This window comes from Curtobacterium sp. MCLR17_042 (assembly GCF_003234695.1).
Taxonomy (GTDB): domain Bacteria; phylum Actinomycetota; class Actinomycetes; order Actinomycetales; family Microbacteriaceae; genus Curtobacterium; species Curtobacterium flaccumfaciens.
The window spans coordinates 263035-282324 of the sequence record NZ_QKTD01000001.1 but is presented as its reverse complement, the minus strand read 5'-3'; the positions used below and the strand labels follow the sequence as shown (position 1 = coordinate 282324).

The 19290-nt window shown below is 71.8% G+C and carries 19 protein-coding genes; 15 read left to right on the top strand and 4 right to left on the bottom strand.

The features are described from left to right. The first annotated feature begins 168 nt into the window (after window positions 1-168). Together DEJ02_RS01370 and DEJ02_RS01365 are read left to right on the top strand one after the other, a co-directional pair. The gene (locus tag DEJ02_RS01370) at window positions 169-489 is read left to right on the top strand and encodes a hypothetical protein (RefSeq protein WP_111031739.1); all 321 of its coding nucleotides are present in this window, start codon (window positions 169-171) and stop codon (window positions 487-489) included. Continuing rightward, window positions 486-2090, top strand: a complete 1605-nt coding sequence (locus DEJ02_RS01365) for a collagen binding domain-containing protein (RefSeq protein WP_111031738.1) — start codon at window positions 486-488, stop codon at window positions 2088-2090. The genes DEJ02_RS01370 and DEJ02_RS01365 overlap by 4 nt, the downstream gene beginning before the upstream one ends. A 649-nt stretch (window positions 2091-2739) precedes the next feature. Here DEJ02_RS01365 and DEJ02_RS01360 read toward each other — a convergent pair. Next, a complete protein-coding gene (locus DEJ02_RS01360; RefSeq protein WP_111031737.1) occupies window positions 2740-4101 on the bottom strand; it encodes an MFS transporter in 1362 nt (453 codons plus the stop codon). A 229-nt stretch (window positions 4102-4330) separates the two neighbouring features. Next, on the bottom strand, window positions 4331-4963 hold the full coding sequence (locus tag DEJ02_RS01355) for a hypothetical protein (protein ID WP_146249200.1): 633 nt from the start codon (window positions 4961-4963) through the stop codon (window positions 4331-4333). Between the two features lie 375 nt (window positions 4964-5338). On the opposite strand from DEJ02_RS01355, the gene DEJ02_RS01350 reads away from it, so the two are divergent. Beyond that, on the top strand, window positions 5339-5554 hold the full coding sequence (locus tag DEJ02_RS01350; protein WP_027465592.1) for a hypothetical protein: 216 nt from the start codon (window positions 5339-5341) through the stop codon (window positions 5552-5554). Here the strand turns inward: DEJ02_RS01350 and DEJ02_RS01345 are convergent. Together DEJ02_RS01345 and DEJ02_RS01340 are read right to left on the bottom strand one after the other, a co-directional pair. Continuing rightward, window positions 5551-6288 (bottom strand): membrane protein insertase YidC, encoded by a 738-nt coding sequence (locus tag DEJ02_RS01345; RefSeq protein WP_111031735.1) that lies wholly within the window; start codon window positions 6286-6288, stop codon window positions 5551-5553. The genes DEJ02_RS01350 and DEJ02_RS01345 overlap by 4 nt on opposite strands. Window positions 6289-6349: 61 nt before the next feature. Next, a complete protein-coding gene (locus DEJ02_RS01340) occupies window positions 6350-6643 on the bottom strand; it encodes a hypothetical protein (protein ID WP_111031734.1) in 294 nt (97 codons plus the stop codon). A gap of 66 nt (window positions 6644-6709) precedes the next feature. Between DEJ02_RS01340 and ybaK the strand changes: the two genes are divergently transcribed. The 12 genes from ybaK (at window position 6710) to ruvB (ending at window position 19205) form a co-directional block, all read left to right on the top strand. Continuing rightward, entirely contained in the window at window positions 6710-7195 is a 486-nt protein-coding gene (gene ybaK / locus DEJ02_RS01335; RefSeq protein ID WP_111031733.1) for a Cys-tRNA(Pro) deacylase, read from the top strand. A gap of 96 nt (window positions 7196-7291) precedes the next feature. Next, a complete protein-coding gene (locus DEJ02_RS01330; protein WP_111031732.1) occupies window positions 7292-9898 on the top strand; it encodes an ATP-dependent Clp protease ATP-binding subunit in 2607 nt (868 codons plus the stop codon). Between the two features lie 829 nt (window positions 9899-10727). Beyond that, the gene (locus tag DEJ02_RS01325; protein ID WP_128779916.1) at window positions 10728-10961 is read left to right on the top strand and encodes a hypothetical protein; all 234 of its coding nucleotides are present in this window, start codon (window positions 10728-10730) and stop codon (window positions 10959-10961) included. Window positions 10962-11134: 173 nt separating this feature from the next. After that, window positions 11135-11677 (top strand): adenine phosphoribosyltransferase, encoded by a 543-nt coding sequence (locus DEJ02_RS01320; RefSeq protein ID WP_111031731.1) that lies wholly within the window; start codon window positions 11135-11137, stop codon window positions 11675-11677. 124 nt (window positions 11678-11801) lie between these two features. Next, a complete protein-coding gene (thrS, locus tag DEJ02_RS01315; protein ID WP_111031730.1) occupies window positions 11802-13823 on the top strand; it encodes a threonine--tRNA ligase in 2022 nt (673 codons plus the stop codon). After that, window positions 13823-14476, top strand: a complete 654-nt coding sequence (locus DEJ02_RS01310; protein WP_228516243.1) for an HIT domain-containing protein — start codon at window positions 13823-13825, stop codon at window positions 14474-14476. Before thrS ends, DEJ02_RS01310 begins: the two co-directional genes overlap by 1 nt. A gap of 13 nt (window positions 14477-14489) precedes the next feature. Beyond that, window positions 14490-15410: a pyridoxal 5'-phosphate synthase lyase subunit PdxS gene (gene pdxS, locus DEJ02_RS01305; RefSeq protein WP_017887361.1), complete on the top strand. Its 921-nt coding sequence runs from the start codon at window positions 14490-14492 to the stop codon at window positions 15408-15410. Then, the gene (pdxT, locus tag DEJ02_RS01300; RefSeq protein ID WP_071403846.1) at window positions 15400-16011 is read left to right on the top strand and encodes a pyridoxal 5'-phosphate synthase glutaminase subunit PdxT; all 612 of its coding nucleotides are present in this window, start codon (window positions 15400-15402) and stop codon (window positions 16009-16011) included. Before pdxS ends, pdxT begins: the two co-directional genes overlap by 11 nt. A 119-nt stretch (window positions 16012-16130) precedes the next feature. After that, window positions 16131-16898 (top strand): YebC/PmpR family DNA-binding transcriptional regulator, encoded by a 768-nt coding sequence (locus DEJ02_RS01295; RefSeq protein ID WP_017887357.1) that lies wholly within the window; start codon window positions 16131-16133, stop codon window positions 16896-16898. 2 nt (window positions 16899-16900) lie between these two features. Beyond that, window positions 16901-17548: a crossover junction endodeoxyribonuclease RuvC gene (ruvC, locus tag DEJ02_RS01290; RefSeq protein WP_111031729.1), complete on the top strand. Its 648-nt coding sequence runs from the start codon at window positions 16901-16903 to the stop codon at window positions 17546-17548. Then, a complete protein-coding gene (ruvA, locus tag DEJ02_RS01285) occupies window positions 17545-18165 on the top strand; it encodes a Holliday junction branch migration protein RuvA (protein ID WP_071403844.1) in 621 nt (206 codons plus the stop codon). Before ruvC ends, ruvA begins: the two co-directional genes overlap by 4 nt. Then, on the top strand, window positions 18162-19205 hold the full coding sequence (ruvB, locus tag DEJ02_RS01280) for a Holliday junction branch migration DNA helicase RuvB (protein WP_071403843.1): 1044 nt from the start codon (window positions 18162-18164) through the stop codon (window positions 19203-19205). Before ruvA ends, ruvB begins: the two co-directional genes overlap by 4 nt. Window positions 19206-19290: the final 85 nt, after the last annotated feature.

Here is a 19290-nt window from a genome sequence, read left to right as displayed (position 1 = left end):
CGGCGGCCCTCCAGCCGACACTTCTCGGCCACCCGGCGACCGGCACGCGGCAGGTCGTGACCACTCGGCGGGACCTTCTCGGCTGTGTCGGACACCGGACACGAGCCGCGCCCGCTGGATAGTCTGAGGAGGTGTCGGGTTCTCCGGCGCCACAGCAGGGGAGCACACATGCGGCGCTGGCGCGCGGTCACGGCAGGGCTGACGGCCCTCGCACTCGGAGCAGGACTCGCGATCGGCGGCGCGACCAGTGCGTCGGCGGAGCCGGTCGGCAACTGGGGGACCTTCACCCTCAGCGGAGCGAGCCGGGCCTACACCGGCACGATGACGCTCGCCGGGTTCCCCGAGACGACCTTCACGTCGGACTCCCGGCAGTCGACCGTCGTCAGCGGGGCATCGACCTGGCAGTCGGCGTCGACGCCGATCGGGCGACCATCTCGGCCACCGTCTCCGGGGGCGGTGCCGCGACCGCGGAGCAGCTCGGCTACGTGAGCTCCTACAACTCGTGCTCTGCCGCAGTCGCCGGAGGGCCGTCGTGCACCGCCGACCCCGACGGCACGACCGGGCAGGACCGGCCCACCTGGGACCCGGCCACCCGGACCCTGACGGGCAACACCGGCGCGGTCGACACCGCCGGTGCGACGGCCTGGTTCACGCCGACCGTGTCGCTCACCAGCCTGACGATCACCTACCAGCAGCGCAGCGGGTTCCCGGTGTACCAGACCTGGTTCGCCAACCGCACCGCCGCGATCACCGGCACGGCGACCCTCGACGGAGCGCCGATCCCCGGGGCGATCGTCCGTGTCACCGCTCCGCGCGGCACCGTCTACACGACGACCACCAACCCCGACGGCACCTACGCGTTCCCGCAGCTGCCGGTCATCGCGAACTACCGCGTCGAGATCACCCCGCCGGACGGCGCCGAGGGTCCTGACCAGCCCACGAGGGTCTCCCTTGCCCAGGCAGGCTCACCGGGCGGCGTGGACCAGCAGGCCGATTTCGCGTTCACGTCGCCGGAGGACACCGTGTCGGTCATCGGCACCGTGGTCGACGAGGACGGCCGACCGGTCTCGAACCTCGAGGTCGTCATCACCGACCCGGACTCCGGGGACGTCCTCGTCGACACCACGACGAACAGCGACGGCGTCTACACCGGCTCGGACCTGCCGGCGGACACCGAGCTCGACGTGTCCGTCGCCGACGAGCCACCCGTGACCATCACGACCGGCGACGTCGACGCGGCACCCGCGGTCCCCGACGAGATCGACGCCCCGGCCGCCGTCGTCGCGACGGTCGCGGGTGTGGTCTCGCTCGACGGTGCACCCGTGCCCGCCGGCGCAGTGGTCGAGCTCGTCGACGGCACCGGCACCGTGGTCGCATCGACGGTGACCGATGCCGACGGTCGCTACGTCTTCGCCACCGCAGCCGGCACGTACACCGTCCGGACCGAACGACCGGAGCCGGGGGCGACCGGGGCGACCTCGAACGCCGGTGTGACGGCCGTCGCCGGCGAGCGTGCTGCGTCCGATCTGCCGTTCGCCTCCGCCGCCGCAGCCGCCGAGGTCACGACCGACCAGCCCGGCACGGTCGTCGACACGAACGGCGAACCCGTTCCGGACGTCGAGGTCGTCGCGACTCCGACGGACCCACAGTCCGGCGATCCCGTGTCGGTCGTCACGGACGACGACGGTGCGTTCGACCTGACCGGCTTGGAGCCCACGACCGAGTACGTCGTCTCGGTCGACGTCGAGGGGGCCGAGACTGCGACCGTCGTCACCCCGGAGTCCGGGGCCGCGACGCCGCTGGCGTTCGTGGTGCGGGCTGCGGCGGGTCCGGCTCCCGCGCCGTCGCCGTCACCGTCGCCGAGTGGCTCTCCTTCGGCGGCTCCGACCGGCCCCGCTGCCGGCTCGGGCTCTGGCTCCGCGCCGGTCTCGGGCCAGGGCGACGCGGGGGACGGTGGACCGCTGGCGTACACGGGCGCGGACCTCGGGCCGGGGCTCATCGCCGCCGGCGTGCTCGTGCTGCTCGGTGCGGCGCTGCTGACCTACCGCGCGGTGCGCAACCGCCGCCGCACGGACCACCTGCAGGACTGACCGGGGCGGGCGCGGGCGCGGTCGCGGCGGCCGCGGTCGCACAACACGCCGCCCGCCTCCACCGCGGTCGCAGAACACGCCGCCCGCGTCCGCCGAGGGGTCACGAACCGTCGCCTGCCGGATCCGCAGACGACAGTTCGTGCGACCCCGACGCCGCGCCAACGGCATGTCGTGACCACTCGGCGCCAGGCCGCACGCCTCCACCGCGGTCGCACAACACGCCGCCCGCGTCCACCGCGGGGTCACGAACCGTCGCCCGACGACCCGCCAGACGACAGTTCGTGCGACCCCGACGCCCCACCAACGGCATGTCGTGACCACTCGGCGCCAGGCCGCACGCCTCCACCGCGGTCGCACAACACGCCGCCCGCGTCCACCGCGGGGCCACGAACCGTCGCCCACCGACCCCGCAGACGACAGTTCGTGCCACCCCGACGCCCCACCAACGGCACGTCGTGACCACTCGGCGCCAGGCCGCACGCCACCGCAGCAGTCGCACAACACGCCGCCCGCGTCCGCCGAGGGGCCACGAACCGTCGCCCGCCGACCCGTCAGACGACAGTTCGTGCCACCCCGACGCCCCGCCAACGGCATGTCGTGACCACTCGGCGAACGCGCCCGCGCCCACGACCGCCGCCCGCGCCAGCCCCTACCGCGTCCGCGGCCGCCGCACCGAACCCGTGACGACGCCGATCGACCCCGTGACCGTCTGGATCGCCCGCCCGACGACCGGCACCGACGTGGTGACGACCGCGAGCGACGACGTGATGGCCTCGATGGACGAGGTCGACAGGTGCTCCTGCGCGTGCGAGTGCACCGGGAACCCGCGGCGTGCCAGCACGACGACCCCGAGCGCCCCGACCAGCACCGCGGCACCGGCGAACGGCAGGTACTGCAGCCCGACGATCCCGAGCGCCTGCCCGCCGAACGCCGCACCACCGGCGATGCCGATGTTCGACGCGCCGTTGACCAGCGCGCCGGCGATGTCGGGGGAGACGCCTCCGGCACGGATCGCCGCGGCCATGAAGAGCGTGCCGGTCGTGCCGTTCGCGGCCATCCAGATGCCCGCGACGACCATCGTCCCGATCAGGGAGCCGTGCACGAACGGCATCGTGGCGAAGGCCACGGCCATCACGGCGACCGAGGCGATCAGCGTCTGCCGGGGCGCACGGTCGACGAACATGCCGGCGAGCCAGAGCCCGACGACCCCGGTGCCACCGAGCACGAGCAGCGCCCCGCTGACCATGCCGGCGTCGAGCCCGGCGTCGATCGCGTACGGCCCGATGTAGGTGTAGACGACGTAGTGCCCACCGAACAGGAGCATGTCGGCGATCACGACGGACAGCAGTCCGGTGCGCGCCCAGGCCTTCGGCGACCCGATGTGCGGCGACGAGGCACCGCGGACGGCGGGCAGGAACAGCAGGGCGACGACCGCGAGTGCCGCTGCGGCGACACCGACGGAGAACACAGCCTGGCGCCAGCCGATGTGCTGCGCGACCCAGGTCGCGACGGGCACACCGAGCACGAACCCGAGCGAGCTGCCCGAGTACACGAACGCGATCGCCCGTCCCGCCAGCCGCGGCGGGACGATCCGGGTGGCGTACGCCGAGGCGACCGAGAAGAACAGTGCGTGCGCGATGCCGCCGACGACGCGTCCGGCGCAGACCACGGCGAACGACGGTGCGAGCGCGACCATCAGGTTCGACACGGTGTAGCCGACGAGCGTGGCGACGAGCACGGTCTTGCGGGGCAGCTTCGCGGTGAACGCGGTGAGCGGCAGCGCGAGGAGCGCGACGGCCGCGGCGTACACGGTGATGACGATGCCCATGGTGGCCTCGGTCACGCCGAGGTCGGCGCTCATCGTGCCGAGCAGCCCGACGGGCATGAGCTCGGTGGTGATGGCGAAGAACGTGGCCAGCCCGAGCACGGCGATGCCGACGATGGACTGACTGGTGACGGTGATCGGCCGCGTGTGGGTCGACACGGCCGAGGTGGTGGTGTTGGTGGACACGCTGCTGACCTCCTCCGAGGCACGGTGGAGCGCGCGACGATGCCGATCGTTCTGACGGCGGTGACCGGGAGGGTCTGCGGGGCGCGCTCGCTGGCGGATGTGGATGATGTGGGTACGACTCCACGACGAGTGCGCTCATCCAGTGTTGCACGATGGAACGACTCTCGCGAGGGCATCCAGCAAATACATCGGAGCGCTCCAACGAAACATTCAGGTACTGCTCGCCCGCTCAGTACTCGTTCGTCACCCGGCCCTGGACCCCGCCGCCGCGCAGCTCGATCGTCAACGTGCCGCTCCTGGACTGCGCCGACATCGACACCGACCCGTGCAGCGCCGCCTGCCGCGGGAAGCACGCCGTCGACGACTCGATGCGGTCCGCCGTCGCCACCAGGCAGATCGTCGACCGGTCCGTCCCGATGCCGGCCCAGACGTTCCAGGGCGTCTCGGCGGTCCCGCCGTCGAGCGCCCGGTTCGTGAAGACCAGTCGCGTCGTGTGCAGGCTCACCGGCGCAGCGACCGGCCCCGGCAGCTGGTCGGCGTACGTCTGCGGGACGTCGAGCAGCTGTTCGAGCGTCACCGTCCCCGCCGTCGGCGTGACACTCGGCGCCGCGGCGACGTCGGGCTGCGCGGTCCCGACGAGCGTCCCGGCGGCGAACGCGACGCCCACCGCCGCAGCTGCGCCGCCCGCGATCCAGGCGCGTGGTCGCTCCGTCCACAGCCACCGCCGCCACCGCGATCGCTCGGTCGGCACTGCCTGGAGGCCCGGCTCGTCCCCGCCGTCGCCCCCCGCGTCGTCGACGTGGTCGCCCCCACCGCCGTCGGTCGCCTCCGACACGTCGGCTCCGGCAGGCACGGCAGCCATGCCGGCGGGCGAGGACACGGGACCGGGCGCGGGCGCCTGCGTGGGCACGGACGCGTGCCCTGGACCCGACCGCGTCGCGGACGGGACGGACGTCCTGACCGGACCCGGGCCTCCCGGCAGTTGATCCCGCGCCGTCGATCCCGCACGGACGCGGGGTCGCCGTCCGCGTTCCAGGTCCTGCAGGGCGATCCGGGCGCGCGCCGCGTCCGCCGGGCTCGATCCTGCTCCCCAGGCGACGGCCTCGAGCCGTGCCCGTTCCGCTGCCACGTCGTCGTGGGCCATGCGCACTCCCGCTCTGCCGGTCGCGTGGACAGGTCCATCGTGGCACCGCCGAGCCGTGCGCGCGCACCCAGAACGAGGGAGTAGGCGTGGTGCATGAGCACCGACCCCATGCCGCAGCACGACGCCGACGCCGAGACCCTCGAGCCGCTGAGCCACGACACCCAGTCCGGCGAGGCCGACTACGTCGCGACCAGCCCCGGCGGTGCCGGCACAGAACGCCACGTGCCGACCGCCGACGAGGAGCAGGGCCGCGGCACCGAGTACGACCCGGTCGACCAGGGACCGCAGCAGGAGGGCCAGGGCGGCTAGCGGACCACCCGGCGCAGCACGGCGCGTTCGCCGTACGTCCAGATCGCACTCGTCACGACGTAGAGCGCGGCGGCGAGCGGTGCGATCGCCGCGAACACGACCGTGACGAACGGCACGTACCGACCCACGGCGGCGGTCGCGGCGGCTCCGGGGACGCCCGGTTCCGGTGTCGGCACCGGGTTCCAATGGGCATTCGACCGGCGGCTGAGCTCGACGACGACCGCGAGCACCGCCAGCAGGACCAGCACCACCCAGGCGTGCACCCACAGCGGCGACGTCAGGGTGACGACGAGCGAGTGGCCGAGTGGAACCCCGACGAGCGTCGCCTCCAGCAGGGCGTTCGCGGTGCCGCCGATCGAGGCGTGCGTGAACAGGGCGTAGACGAACGACACGACGGGTGCCTGCGCGAGGACGGGCAGGCAGCCGGCCAGCGGTGAGACCTTCTCGTCGGTGTACAGCTGCTGCACCGCCCGCTGCAGGCGCTGGGCGTCGCGGCCGTACCGCTTCCGCAGCGCAGCGAGCTGGGGTGCGAGGCGCCGACGGTCGCGCTCGGCCCGCACCTGCAGCACGGACAGCGGGACGAGCACCAGGCGGACGGCCAGGGTGAGGAGCACGACGGCGATCGCCGCGGCGAACGAGCCGGCGACGGGGGAGAGCGCCGCGGTGAGGGCGGCGACGAGGTCCGCTCCGCCGTGCAGCAGCGGGCCGACGAGGGGCAGGGTGGACAGGTCCATGACGGTTCCGATCGGTGGTGGGTCAGCGGGGTGCGCGAGCGGCCCGGCCACCGGTCGGTGGTCAGGCCGGGGTCGCGACCCCCGGTGCCCGTGAGCGGACGTGGCCGTCCGCGTCGGGGTGGCTCCACCCGATCCGGGTGACCAGGTCGGGCACCGCCGACCGGTCCGACACGGATGCCGAGCCGACCCCGAGGACGGCTGCCAGCACCGCGACGAGCAGCCGGGCGACGACGACGGTCACGGCGATGGCGGTCAGCCCGAGTGCCGCCACGGCCAGCAGGGGCAGCACCCCGGCGGCCGGGTCGCCGAGCACCAGCGCGGCGGTGGCGCGGAGCAGCAGCAGGACGGCGGTCATGGTCCGTTCAGCGTAACGCCCGCGTGCCGTCGAGGACCGGAAGGTGCGGCGGGGGAGGATCACGGCATGACCGCAGGTTCGCCGAGCACCCCAGCGACCGTCGCGCTCGAGGCGGCCGGGGTCCCGTACACGCCGCACGTGTACGAGCACCACGAGAGCGCCACCAACTTCGGAGAAGAGGCGGCCGCCGCCCTCGGGCTGCGCGAGGAGCAGGTCTTCAAGACCCTCGTCGTCTCCGTCGACGGCACCCTCGCCGTCGCGATCGTGCCGGTGGCGAACCGGCTCGACCTCAAGGCGATCGCCGCCGCGGTCGGCGGCAAGAAGGCGACGCTGGCCGATCCCACCCTCGCCGAGAAGCGCACGGGCTACGTGGTCGGCGGGATCAGCCCGGTCGGCCAGAAGACCCGGCTCCGCACCGTGCTCGACGAGTCGGCGCTGTCGTACGCGAGCATCTTCGTGTCCGGCGGACGGCGCGGCTTCGACGTCGAGGTGGCACCGACCGACCTCGCACGGATCACCGAGGCGGTCGCCGCACCCATCGCGCGGACCTGAGTCGAGTCGCCGCAAGTTTTTTCGGCACCCGGGAATGACCCGGGCCCTCCTGCGTTGCATTGAGTCGAAGGCACTCAAGTTCCCCAGGAGGTCCCTTTGCCAGAGACGTTCGGCCCGACCGGTAGCAACGACTCGTTCGACGAGTTCCTCGCCCGCCTGCTCGCGGCACAGCGCACCGGTGACCAGCAGCGCGTCCGCGCGTTCGGTCGACCGGTCGACATCACCCGGCTGCTCAGCCGCCGGACCCACGAGCTGCTCCAGCACACCGCCGAGTTCGCGGTCGCGCAGGGGCAGCGCGAGATCGACGCACTGCACATCCTGCACGTGCTCGTCCGCACCGAACCGTTCGACGCCGTCGTGCGTTCCGCCGGGGTCGATCCCCAGCGACTCGCCGAGGAGATCGAGCAGCGCCTGCCGATGGCGCACGAGCCGCTCGCCGAGCAGCCCGGCCGCCCGGCGCTGACCGGCACCGCCCAGCGCATCCTCGTCGAGGCGACGCAGGCCGCGCGGGGCTTCGGCAGCACCTACACCGACCCCGAGCACGTCTTCTTCGCGCTCGTGATGGACCAGGAGACCGTGACCGGCCAGCTGCTCGCCAGCGCCGGGATCACCCCGCAGGTCATGCAGGACTACGCCCAGCAGGCCGCGGCAGCAGCACGAGAGGGGCGTCCCATGCCAGGAACCAACGACGCCGTCGGCACCGACCAGGCCACCGACAGCGACACCCCGACGCTCGACCAGTTCGGCACCGACCTGACCGAGCGCGCCCGTGACGGGCACGTCGACCCGGTGATCGGCCGCGCCGACGAGATCGAGCAGACCGTCGAGATCCTGCTCCGCCGCACGAAGAACAACCCGGTGCTGATCGGTGAGCCCGGCGTCGGCAAGACCGCGATCGTCGAGGGCCTCGCCCAGCGCATCGTCGACGGTGACGTCCCCGCCCTGCTGCAGGGCAAGCGGGTCGTCGCACTCGACCTGCCCGGCATGCTCTCCGGCACCCGCTACCGCGGCGACTTCGAGGAGCGCCTCACCAAGGCGATGGACGAGATCGCGGCGCACGCCGACGAGCTCATCGTCTTCGTCGACGAGCTCCACACCGTCGTCGGTGCCGGTGGCGGCGGCGAGGGCGGCTCGATGGACGCCGGCAACATCCTCAAGCCCCGGCTCGCCCGCGGCGACCTGCACCTGGTCGGCGCGACGACGCTCAACGAGTACCGCCGGATCGAGAAGGACGCCGCGCTCGAGCGCCGGTTCCAGCCCGTCACGGTGGGGGAGCCGAACGTCGAGGACGCCGTCGCGATCCTGACCGGCCTCGCCCCGCGCTACGAGGAGCACCACGGCGTCGCCTACACGCCCGAGGCACTCCGCACCGCTGTCGAGCTCTCGCACCGCTACGTGACCGACCGGCACCTGCCGGACAAGGCCATCGACCTCATCGACCAGGCCGGTGCACGCCGCCGCCTCGCCCTGTCGGGCGACGTCGACGTCGAGGCACTGCGTGCCCAGGTCGCCGACCTGACGGCCCGCAAGGACCGTGCGGTCGCCGAGGAGCACTACGAGGAAGCGTCCGACCTGCGTGACGAGATCGTCGGACTGGAGGCCCGGATCACCGCCGCCTCGTCGGCGGACGCCAGCCGCCCCTCCAGTCCGGAATCCGCGGACACGTCGATCACGGAAGCCGACATCGCCGCCGTGGTGTCACGCGCCACCGGGATCCCGGTGACCCGCCTCGGCTCGGCCGACAAGACGCGGCTCGCCGCGCTCGAGTCCGAGCTGCACGACCGCGTCGTCGGCCAGGACGACGCCGTGCGGGCGATCGCCAAGGCGGTGCGGCGCAGCCGGACCGGCATGGGCGACCCGCGTCGTCCGGTGGGCAGCTTCCTGTTCCTCGGCCCGACGGGCGTCGGCAAGACGGAACTCGCGAAGGCCCTGGCGTCGTCGCTGTTCGGTGACGAGTCCGCCATGCTCCGCTTCGACATGAGCGAGTTCGGCGAACGCCACACCGTGTCCCGCCTGGTCGGTGCCCCTCCCGGGTACGTCGGCTACGACGAGGCCGGCCAGCTCACCGAGCGTGTCCGCCGCAACCCGTACTCGGTGATCCTGCTCGACGAGGTCGAGAAGGCCCACCCGGACGTCTTCAACCTGCTGCTGCAGGTCCTCGACGACGGCCGGCTCACCGACGGGCAGGGGCGGACGGTCGACTTCCGGAACACGGTCGTCATCATGACGTCGAACATCGGCTCGGAGTTCCTCGCCTCCCGCTCGGGAGCGCTCGGGTTCTCCCCGGTCGGTGCGACGGACGGCTACGCGGAAGACGACCTGCGGGCCCGCGTGATGGGCAAGCTGCGCGAGGCGATGCGGCCCGAGTTCATCAACCGCATCGACGAGATCGTGCTGTTCCGCAAGCTCGACCGGTCCCAGATCGCGTCGATCGTGTCGCTGCTGCTGCAGGACACGGCGCTCCGGCTGGTCGCACAGGACATGCTCCTGTCGGTGTCCGACGCGGCGGTCGACTGGCTCGCCGAGCACGGGTACGAACCGGAGTACGGCGCCCGCCCGCTCCGTCGGCTCATCCAGCGCGAGGTCGACGACCGCATCGCGACCCTGGTGGTCGAGGGCGGGGTCACCGCGGGTGACACCGTGCGGATCGACGTCGAGGGCGATGCCCTGACGGCGAGCGTCGCGGAGCACGCGGCGGTCTAGTCCGGTCGCATGCACACACGAGGGCCCGGTACCGATTCGGTACCGGGCCTTCGGCGTGCGCGGACCGCCGCGGTGCGCGCCGCCGCCGCGCACCGTGCGTGCTCCGTCACACGGTGCGAGGTTGCCCGCACCGTGCGCGCCTGCGATCCGGCACCGAGCGCGCAAGCTGCCACCGGTCCGCCGGCGGCGCACGGTGCAGCCGGGAGGCCCGGCGCCGGTGCGCGACGGGAACTCGGCACACAGCCGGCGAGTCGACACCAGAACACCAACCTCGCACCGTGATCAGCCTGTTCGGGAATGCAATTCCGGAGGTTTTCCGGAAAAGGGGTTGCGCTCCGAATTGCGGTGCCGATAGTGTTCACTCGTCGCGAACGGTCGAACATTCGACCCGGACGACTCCGCCAGCTCGAGACCGAAAGGGGGCCGACCATGATGATCTCCGCAACCACTCCGTTCCGTGGAATCCGTGGACGCGTCGGTACCCCGTTCCGCGTCCGCTGACCCGGAGCGTCCCACTCTCCTGACACCTGTGCCTCCGGGCACCGTGCACTGAGCCGATCAGGCTCGTGCAGCACCGGTTCGTTCATCCGCTGAACGGCTCGACGGCTCGTTGATGCAAGCCGTCCGATCTGCGCGGACGACGCCGGAACAATGTCGGTGGACAGTGCGACGCTCTCGGTGTCGACGAGCATTCCGCGATCGTTGTCCGAACATTTCCGGACCATCCCGGAGTGCATTCTCACGCATTCAATTCCTGCTGCCCGCAACCCGGGCGGATTCGTCCTGCCCGACACCCGGGCAGCTCTGCCGTGCCCTGAAGGGGAACACCGTGACCACGAAGACCACCACCCGTCCACCCGATACCCGCGCGGTGCGCCGCCGGGTCTCACTCGCCGACCGCATCGCACTCCGGGTCGGGATGTCGCTCATCATCTGGAGCCGACGCACCCGCAAGGAGCGGCCCGAGGTCGACCTCGCCACGCTGGCCCGCCTCGAGCGGGAGCGCCAGCAGCGCGAGGCCGACTGGATCACCCAGGGCGCCGCCATGCGGATGTGGCGCTGACCCGCGGCGCTGCGGCGCCGGCGCCACACGCTCGCACGCATGGTGCGAGGTTCCGCACTCGGTGACCGCCCCTCGGGGTGGCACCACGTCCGGGACCTCGCACCACGCCGGGCCACCCTCGCACCGTGCGCCGACGTGTCGGACGCACCCCGGGCCTCCCGTACCGTTGGCGGGTGACCGAAACCGCAGCTGCACTCGTCGAACGCCTCACCGCCCTCGTGCCGGACTTCCCGAAGCCGGGGGTGCTCTTCCGTGACGTGACGCCGGTGTTCTCGGACGCCGTCGCGTTCGGCCGCGTGTGCGAAGCACTCGCGGCACCGTTCGCGGTCGGAGCCGGGTTCGACGCGGTCGCCGGCATCGAGGCCCGCGGCTTCGCACTGGCCGGGGGCATCGCCGCCCAGCACCAGGTCGGCGTGCTCACCGTGCGCAAGGCGGGCAAGCTCCCCGGCGAGGTCCTCAGCGAGCAGTACGCGCTGGAGTACGGCGAGGCCGAACTCGAACTGCGCCCCGGTCAGTTGCCGGCCAGCACCCGGGTGCTCGTCGTCGACGACGTCCTGGCCACCGGGGGGACCGGCGCTGCGACCATCACCCTGCTCGAACGCGCCGGGTACCAGGCCATCGGGTTCGCCGCCCTGCTCGAGCTCGACGGCCTGAACGGGCGCGAGCGTCTCGAGCCGCGCCTGCCCGTCGCGACGCTCGGCGCCGTCCCGGCCTGAGCGCGGGCAATCGCCCCGTCGGGGCGGCCATTCGTTCTCTCCACAGGCGCATCCCGTGCGTCCGCACGCGAGCACGTCTCGCACTAGTCTTGACGCACCATTTCGATCGAGGAGTCCCATCATCGTGACCGAGTCAGTCGCACCCGCGCCCGCCGAGCTTCCCCAGGCACCCGAGCCCCGGACCGCGACGACGACCACGACCGGCACCGAGCTCTTCGACGGTGAGCGCGGCGTCGTCGCGATCCGCGTCGACGGCGTCCTGAAGGACCTCGCGGCGGACGTGCAGGCCGGCGAGACCGCCGAGGCCGTCACCCTGCAGGAGCAGGACGGGCTCGACATCCTCCGCCACTCGGCCGCCCACGTGCTGGCGCAGGCCGTGCAGCAGATCAACCCGGACGCCAAGCTCGGCATCGGGCCGCCCGTCACCGACGGCTTCTACTACGACTTCGACGTCGCCGAGCCCTTCACCCCCGAAGACCTCAAGGCGATCGAGAAGGGCATGGACCGCATCGTCAAGCAGGCCCAGCGCTTCCGTCGCGTGGTCGTCACCGACGAGCAGGCACGCGAGCTGATGGCGGGGGAGCCCTACAAGCAGGAGCTCATCGGCCTCAAGGGCGCGGCGTCCGACGGTGACTCCGGCGAGAGCGTCGAGGTCGGGGCCGGCGAGCTCACCGTGTACGAGAACGTCGACCCGAAGTCGGGCGAGGTGCTCTGGCAGGACCTCTGCCGCGGCCCGCACGTCCCGCACACCCGCTGGATCGGCAACGCGGCCAAGCTCATGCGCGTCGCCGCCGCGTACTGGCGCGGCTCCGAGAAGAACCCGCAGCTGCAGCGCATCTACGGCACCGCCTGGCCCGACAAGGACCAGCTCAAGGCGTACCTCGTGCGCCTCGAGGAAGCCGCCAAGCGCGACCACCGCAAGCTCGGCGCCGAACTCGACCTGTTCTCGTTCCCCGACGAGATCGGTTCCGGCCTGGCGATCTTCCACCCCAAGGGCGGCATCATCCGCCGCGAGATGGAGGACTACTCGCGCCGTCGGCACGAGGAGAACGGCTACTCGTTCGTCTACACGCCCCACATCACCAAGGGCGACCTGTTCGAGACCTCCGGGCACCTCGGCTGGTACAAGGACGGCATGTTCCCGGCCATGCACATGGACGAGGCGAAGGACGAGGACGGCAACGTCACCCGGCAGGGCGCCGACTACTACCTCAAGCCGATGAACTGCCCGATGCACATCCTGGCGTACCGGTCGCAGCCCCGCTCCTACCGCGACCTGCCGCTCCGGATGTTCGAGTTCGGCACGGTGTACCGCAACGAGAAGTCCGGCGTCATCCACGGGCTGACCCGCGTGCGCGGCCTGACCCAGGACGACGCGCACATCTTCACCACGCAGGAGAAGATGAAGGAGGAGCTGACCACGACCCTCGCGTTCGTGCTCTCGCTCCTGCGCGACTACGGCCTCGACGACTTCTACCTCGAGCTCTCGACGAAGGACCCGGAGAAGTACGTCGGAGACGACGAGATCTGGGACGTCGCGACGGACACCCTGCGCCAGGTCGCCGAGGAGTCCGGCCTCGAGCTGGTGCCGGACCCCGCAGGCGCCGCGTTCTACGGCCCGAAGATCTCCGTGCAGGCCCGCGACGCCATCGGTCGCACCTGGCAGATGTCGACCGTGCAGCTCGACTTCAACCTGCCCGAGCGCTTCGGCATCGACTACACCGCTGCCGACGGCTCGCGCCAGCGTCCGGTGATGATCCACCGCGCGCTGTTCGGCTCGATCGAGCGCTTCTTCGGGGTCCTCACCGAGCACTACGCGGGCGCGTTCCCGGCGTGGCTGTCGCCCGTCCAGGTCGTCGGCATCCCGGTCGCGGCCGAGTACGGCGACTACCTCGACGAGGTCATCGCGAAGCTCCGCGCGCACGGGGTCCGCGCCGAGGTCGACCACTCGGACGACCGCATGCAGAAGAAGATCCGCACGCACACCAAGGCGAAGGTGCCGTTCCAGCTCATCGCCGGTGGCGACGACCGTGACGCCGGCGCCGTCAGCTTCCGCTTCCGCGACGGCCGCCAGGACAACGCGGTGCCCGTCGACGAGGCCGTGGACCGCATCCTCACCGCGATCCGCGAGCGCACGCAGGTCTGATGGCGCAGTCGGGAGGCCCGGAGCAGGCCGCGGGGACCGGTCACGTCGACGACGTGGCCGGCCCCACCGCCGCCGCGGGCTCCGAAGGCGCGGACACCGATCCGCTGGTGATCCGCGACGCGGCCACCGGTGCAGCCGTCCCGGACGCGTTCCAGCGGCTCTGGAACCCGCACCGGATGGCCTACATCGACGCCGGCCGCGAAGGCCGGGGACGCGGGCACGACGACGACTGCCCGTTCTGCGAAGCCCCGCGGAAGACCGACGAGGACGCCCTGATCGTGGCCCGCGGTGAGCACGCCTACGTGCTGCTCAACCTGTTCCCGTACAACAACGGGCACCTGCTCGTCTGCCCGTACCGGCACGTCCCGCTCTACGACGAGGCGACTCCGGACGAACTGCGCGAGATCGGCGAGCTGACCCAGACCGCGATGCGGGTGCTGCGCGAGGTCTCGCACTGCGACGGCTTCAACATCGGCATGAACCAGGGCGAGGTCGCCGGTGCCGGCGTGGCCGCACACCTGCACCAGCACATCGTCCCGCGGTGGCAGTCGGACGCGAACTTCTTCCCGATCATCGCCCGGACGAAGTCCATGTCGCAGTTGCTCGGCGAGACCCGTCGACTCGTCGCCGACGGGTGGCCCCGGGCGCACTAGACTGGTCGGCATCATGAGCGACAGCACCAGCACCTCCGGCACCCCTGGCACCTCGATCACCGGCTCCGACCGCGTCAAGCGCGGACTCGCCGAGATGCTCAAGGGCGGCGTGATCATGGACGTCGTCGACGCCGAGCAGGCCCGCATCGCGGAAGAAGCCGGTGCGACCGCCGTCATGGCCCTCGAGCGCGTCCCCGCCGACATCCGTGCGCAGGGCGGCGTCGCCCGCATGTCTGACCCCTCGATGATCGAGGAGATCATCGCCGCGGTGTCGATCCCCGTCATGGCGAAGGCACGCATCGGCCACTTCGTCGAGGCGCAGGTGCTGCAGGAGCTCGGCGTCGACTACATCGACGAGTCCGAGGTGCTGTCGCCAGCCGACTACGTGAACCACATCGACAAGTGGAAGTTCACCACCCCCTTCGTCTGCGGTGCCACCAACCTGGGCGAGGCGCTCCGACGCATCACCGAGGGCGCGGCCATGATCCGTTCCAAGGGCGAGGCCGGCACGGGCGACGTGTCCGAGGCCACCAAGCACATCCGAACCATCACCAAGGAGATCGCGGCGCTCCGCAACCTGCGTGACGACGAGCTCTACGTCGCCGCCAAGGAGCTCCAGGCCCCGATCGACGTCGTGCAGGAAGTCGCCCGCACCGGCAAGCTCCCCGTCGTCCTCTTCACCGCCGGTGGTGTCGCCACCCCGGCCGACGCCGCCATGATGATGCAGCTCGGCGCCGACGGTGTCTTCGTCGGTTCCGGCATCTTCAAGTCCGGCGACCCGGCAGCGCGTGCCGCCGCGATCGTCAAGGCGACGACCTTCCACGACGACCCCAAGGTCATCGCCGAGGTGTCCCGTGGTCTGGGCGAGGCGATGGTCGGCATCAACGTCGCCGACGTCCCCGCACCGCACCGCCTCGCCGAGCGTGGCTGGTAGTCCGACGAGCGCCGCTCGGCCCCGCATCGGGGTCCTGGCGCTGCAGGGTGACTTCCGCGAGCACATCGCCTCGCTGACCGAGCTCGGCGCCGACGTGGTGCCCCTCCGTCGCCCGGAGGAGATCGAGACCCTCGACGGTGTCGTGATCCCCGGGGGCGAGTCGAGCGTGATGGACAAGCTGTCCCGCGCGTTCGGTGTCGCCGAGCCCCTCGCCGACGCGATCCGCGGTGGCCTGCCCACCTACGGCACCTGCGCCGGCATGATCATGCTGTCGTCGCGGATCACCGACGGCATCAGCGGCCAGCAGACCCTCGACGTGCTCGACACCACCGTGCGCCGCAACGCGTTCGGTGCGCAGAACGACTCGTTCGAGATCGACATCCCGATGCCCGACCTCGGCGAGGCCCCGGTGCACGCGGTGTTCATCCGGGCCCCCGTCGTGGAGCAGCGCGGCGACGACGTCCACGTGCTCGGCGCACTGCCCGACGGCCAGGTCGTCGCCGTGCAGCAGGGCAACGTCATCGCGAGTGCGTTCCACCCCGAGGTCGCCGGCGAGGACCGCTTCCACCGCCGGTTCCTCGACCTGGTGCGCAGCGCCTGAGGCGTGACCGTCCACCCGCCGCACCGACGGGACGGAAGCCGCGCCGCGCCTCCAGACCGGTGTTCGGCCCACAGGGCCGCTAAACTGAGCGGGACTTTCCGCAAGACGCAAGGAGAACCGTGTCCGGGCATTCCAAGTGGGCAACGACCAAGCACAAGAAGGCGGTCATCGACCAGCGCCGTGCCAAGTCGTTCGCCAAGCTGATCAAGAACATCGAGGTCGCCGCGAAGATGGGCGGTGCCGACATGTCCGGCAACCCGACCCTGGTCGACGCCGTGCAGAAGGCGAAGAAGACCTCGGTCCCCAACGACAACATCGACCGCGCCGTCAAGCGCGGTGCCGGTCTCACGGGCGAGACCATCGAGTACACGACGATCATGTACGAGGGCTACGGCCCCAACGGCGTCGCGATGCTCATCGAGTGCCTCACGGACAACAAGAACCGTGCTGCGGCCGAGGTCCGGACGGCGATGTCGCGCAACGGCGGCACCATGGCCGACCCGGGCAGCGTCGCCTACAACTTCTCGCGCAAGGGCGTCATCTCGGTCACGAAGACCGACGGCCTCGACGAGGACACCGTGATGACCGCGGTGCTGGACGCCGGTGTCGAGGACGTCATCGACCAGGGTGGCGGCTTCGAGATCATCACCGAGGCGAGCGACCTGGTCGCCGCCCGCACCGCCCTCCAGGACGCCGGCATCGACTACGACTCCGCCGACGCCGAGTTCGTGCCCGGCCTCAAGGTCCCGGTCGACGCCGAGACCGCCCGCAAGGTGTTCCGCCTGATCGACGCGCTCGAGGACTCGGACGACGTGCAGAACGTCTACTCGAACTTCGACATCCCCGCGGACGTCCAGGCCGAGCTCGACGAGGACGAGGGCGAGTAGCCGTGCTCCGTGTGCTCGGGGTGGACCCCGGGCTCACCCGGTGCGGCGTCGGCGTCGTCGAGGTCGCACCGAACCGGCGCGCACGGCTCGTCCACGTGACGGTCGTGCGCACCCCGCCGGACATGCCGCTCGAACAGCGGCTGCTCCGCATCGCCGACGGCATCGCCGCTGAGATCGACGAGCACCACCCGGATGCGGTCGCCGTCGAGCGGGTGTTCGCGCAGGCGAACGTCCGCACCGTGATGGGCACCGCGCAGGCCGCCGGCCTGGCGCTGCACGCCGCGGCCGCCCGCGGCCTGCCCGTCGGGCTGCACACCCCGTCCGAGGTCAAGGCCGCCGTCACCGGCTACGGCAACGCCGACAAGCGGCAGGTGCAGACCATGATCGCGCGCGTGCTCGGTCTGGACGAGGCCCCGAAGCCGGCCGACGCCGCCGACGCGCTCGCGTTGGCCGTGTGCCATGCCTGGAGGCTCGGATCACCCGACGCCGCCGGCTCGCGTGCCACGAACCTCACGCCGGCACAGCGCGCCTGGCGGGACGCCCAGGGCGGCAACGTCGACTCGCCGCTGGCCCGCGCGGCCGCCGCCGCGGCCCGCCCGCAGCGTGGCAGGTCGGCGTCGTCGGTGGGCGGCCCTAGGCTCGGAGCATGATCGCGAGTCTCCGGGGCACCTGCATCGACATCGCCGGTTCGGCCGTGGTGATCGAGGTCGGGGGAGTCGGGTACGCCGTCACCGTGACCCCCGCGCACGCGCTGACGATGCGCCACGGGTCCGAGGTGTTCGTGCGGACCGCCATGATCGTGCGCGAGGACGAGCACCTGCTCTTCGGGTTCGAGTCGACCGACGCGCTGCAGGTGTTCGACCTGCTCCGCGGGGTCTCCGGCGTCGGCCCGAAGTCCGCGATGGGCGTCCTGGCCCACATGGACCCGGCGCAGATCGCGAACGCCGTCGCGAACGAGGACGACGGTGCGTTCCGCAAGGTCTCCGGCATCGGCCCGAAGACCGCCAAGCTCATCATCGTCGCGCTCTCCGGCAAGCTCGTGGCCTTCGAGCAGGCCGCCGTGGTCGCGGCAGCACGGGGGACCGCAGTGCACCCCGCCGCGGTCGACGTCGTCTCGGCGCTCATCGGCCTCGGCTGGCGCGAGGACGCGGCACAGTCCGCGGTCGACGACGCCGTCGCCAACGAGCCCGGTGCCGCCGCGATGGGCACCCAGGCCCTGCTCCGTGCCGCCCTCGGCGCACTCCGACCCGCGGCAGCCGGCCGGTGAGCGGCATCACGTCCGCCGGCGCCGAGTCGCAGGAGGAACTCGCGTTCGAAGGCGCGCTCCGGCCGCGCTCGCTCGACGAGTTCGTCGGGCAGCGCAAGGTCCGCGGGCAGCTCGACCTGCTCCTCAAGGCCGCGGGCATGCAGGAGCGCACGCCCGACCACATCCTGATGGCGGGTCCTCCCGGCCTCGGCAAGACCACGCTCGCGATGATCGTCGCGCACGAGACCGGGCGACCGCTGCGCATGTCGAGTGGCCCGGCGATCCAGCACGCCGGTGACCTCGCCGCCGTGCTGTCGTCCCTGGTCCCGGGCGAAGTGCTGTTCATCGACGAGATCCACCGCATGGCCCGCTCGGCAGAGGAGATGCTCTACCTGGCGATGGAGGACTTCCGCATCGACGTGATGGTGGGCAAGGGTGCGGGTGCCACGAGCATCCCGCTCGACCTCGCACCGTTCACGCTCGTCGGCGCCACCACCCGGGCCGGCCTGCTGCCGAACCCGCTGCGCGACCGCTTCGGGTTCACCGCCCACCTCGAGTTCTACGAGAAGGACGAGCTCGAGCAGGTCCTGATCCGTGCGGCCCACCTGCTCGAACTCGACATCGACCGGACCGCCCTGCGCGAGATCGCCGGACGCTCCCGGGGCACCCCGCGCATCGCGAACCGCCTGCTCCGCCGGGTGCGCGACTACGCCCTCGTGCACCGCACCACCGACGGCATGGCCGCGGTCCAGGGTGCACTCGACCTGTACGACGTCGATGAACTCGGGCTCGACCGGCTCGACCGGGCCGTGGTCGAGATCATGCTGACCCGGTTCGACGGGGGCCCGGTCGGGCTGAACACCCTCGCCGTCTCCGTCGGCGAGGAATCCGAGACGATCGAGTCGGTCGTCGAACCGTTCCTCGTCCGGGTCGGTCTCGTGACGCGCACGCCCCGTGGGCGCATCGCCACACCACGTGCCTGGCGGCACCTCGGCCTCACTCCCGGACAGGCCGACGGCGGGCAGCCGGGGCTCTTCGACGACCAGGACACCGACGACTGAACGCCGATCAGTCGAGTGACATGCCACGGACACCGGCGTGCCCTAGACTGCTACGGCCCGAAACCGAGCAACCAGAGAAGGCAAC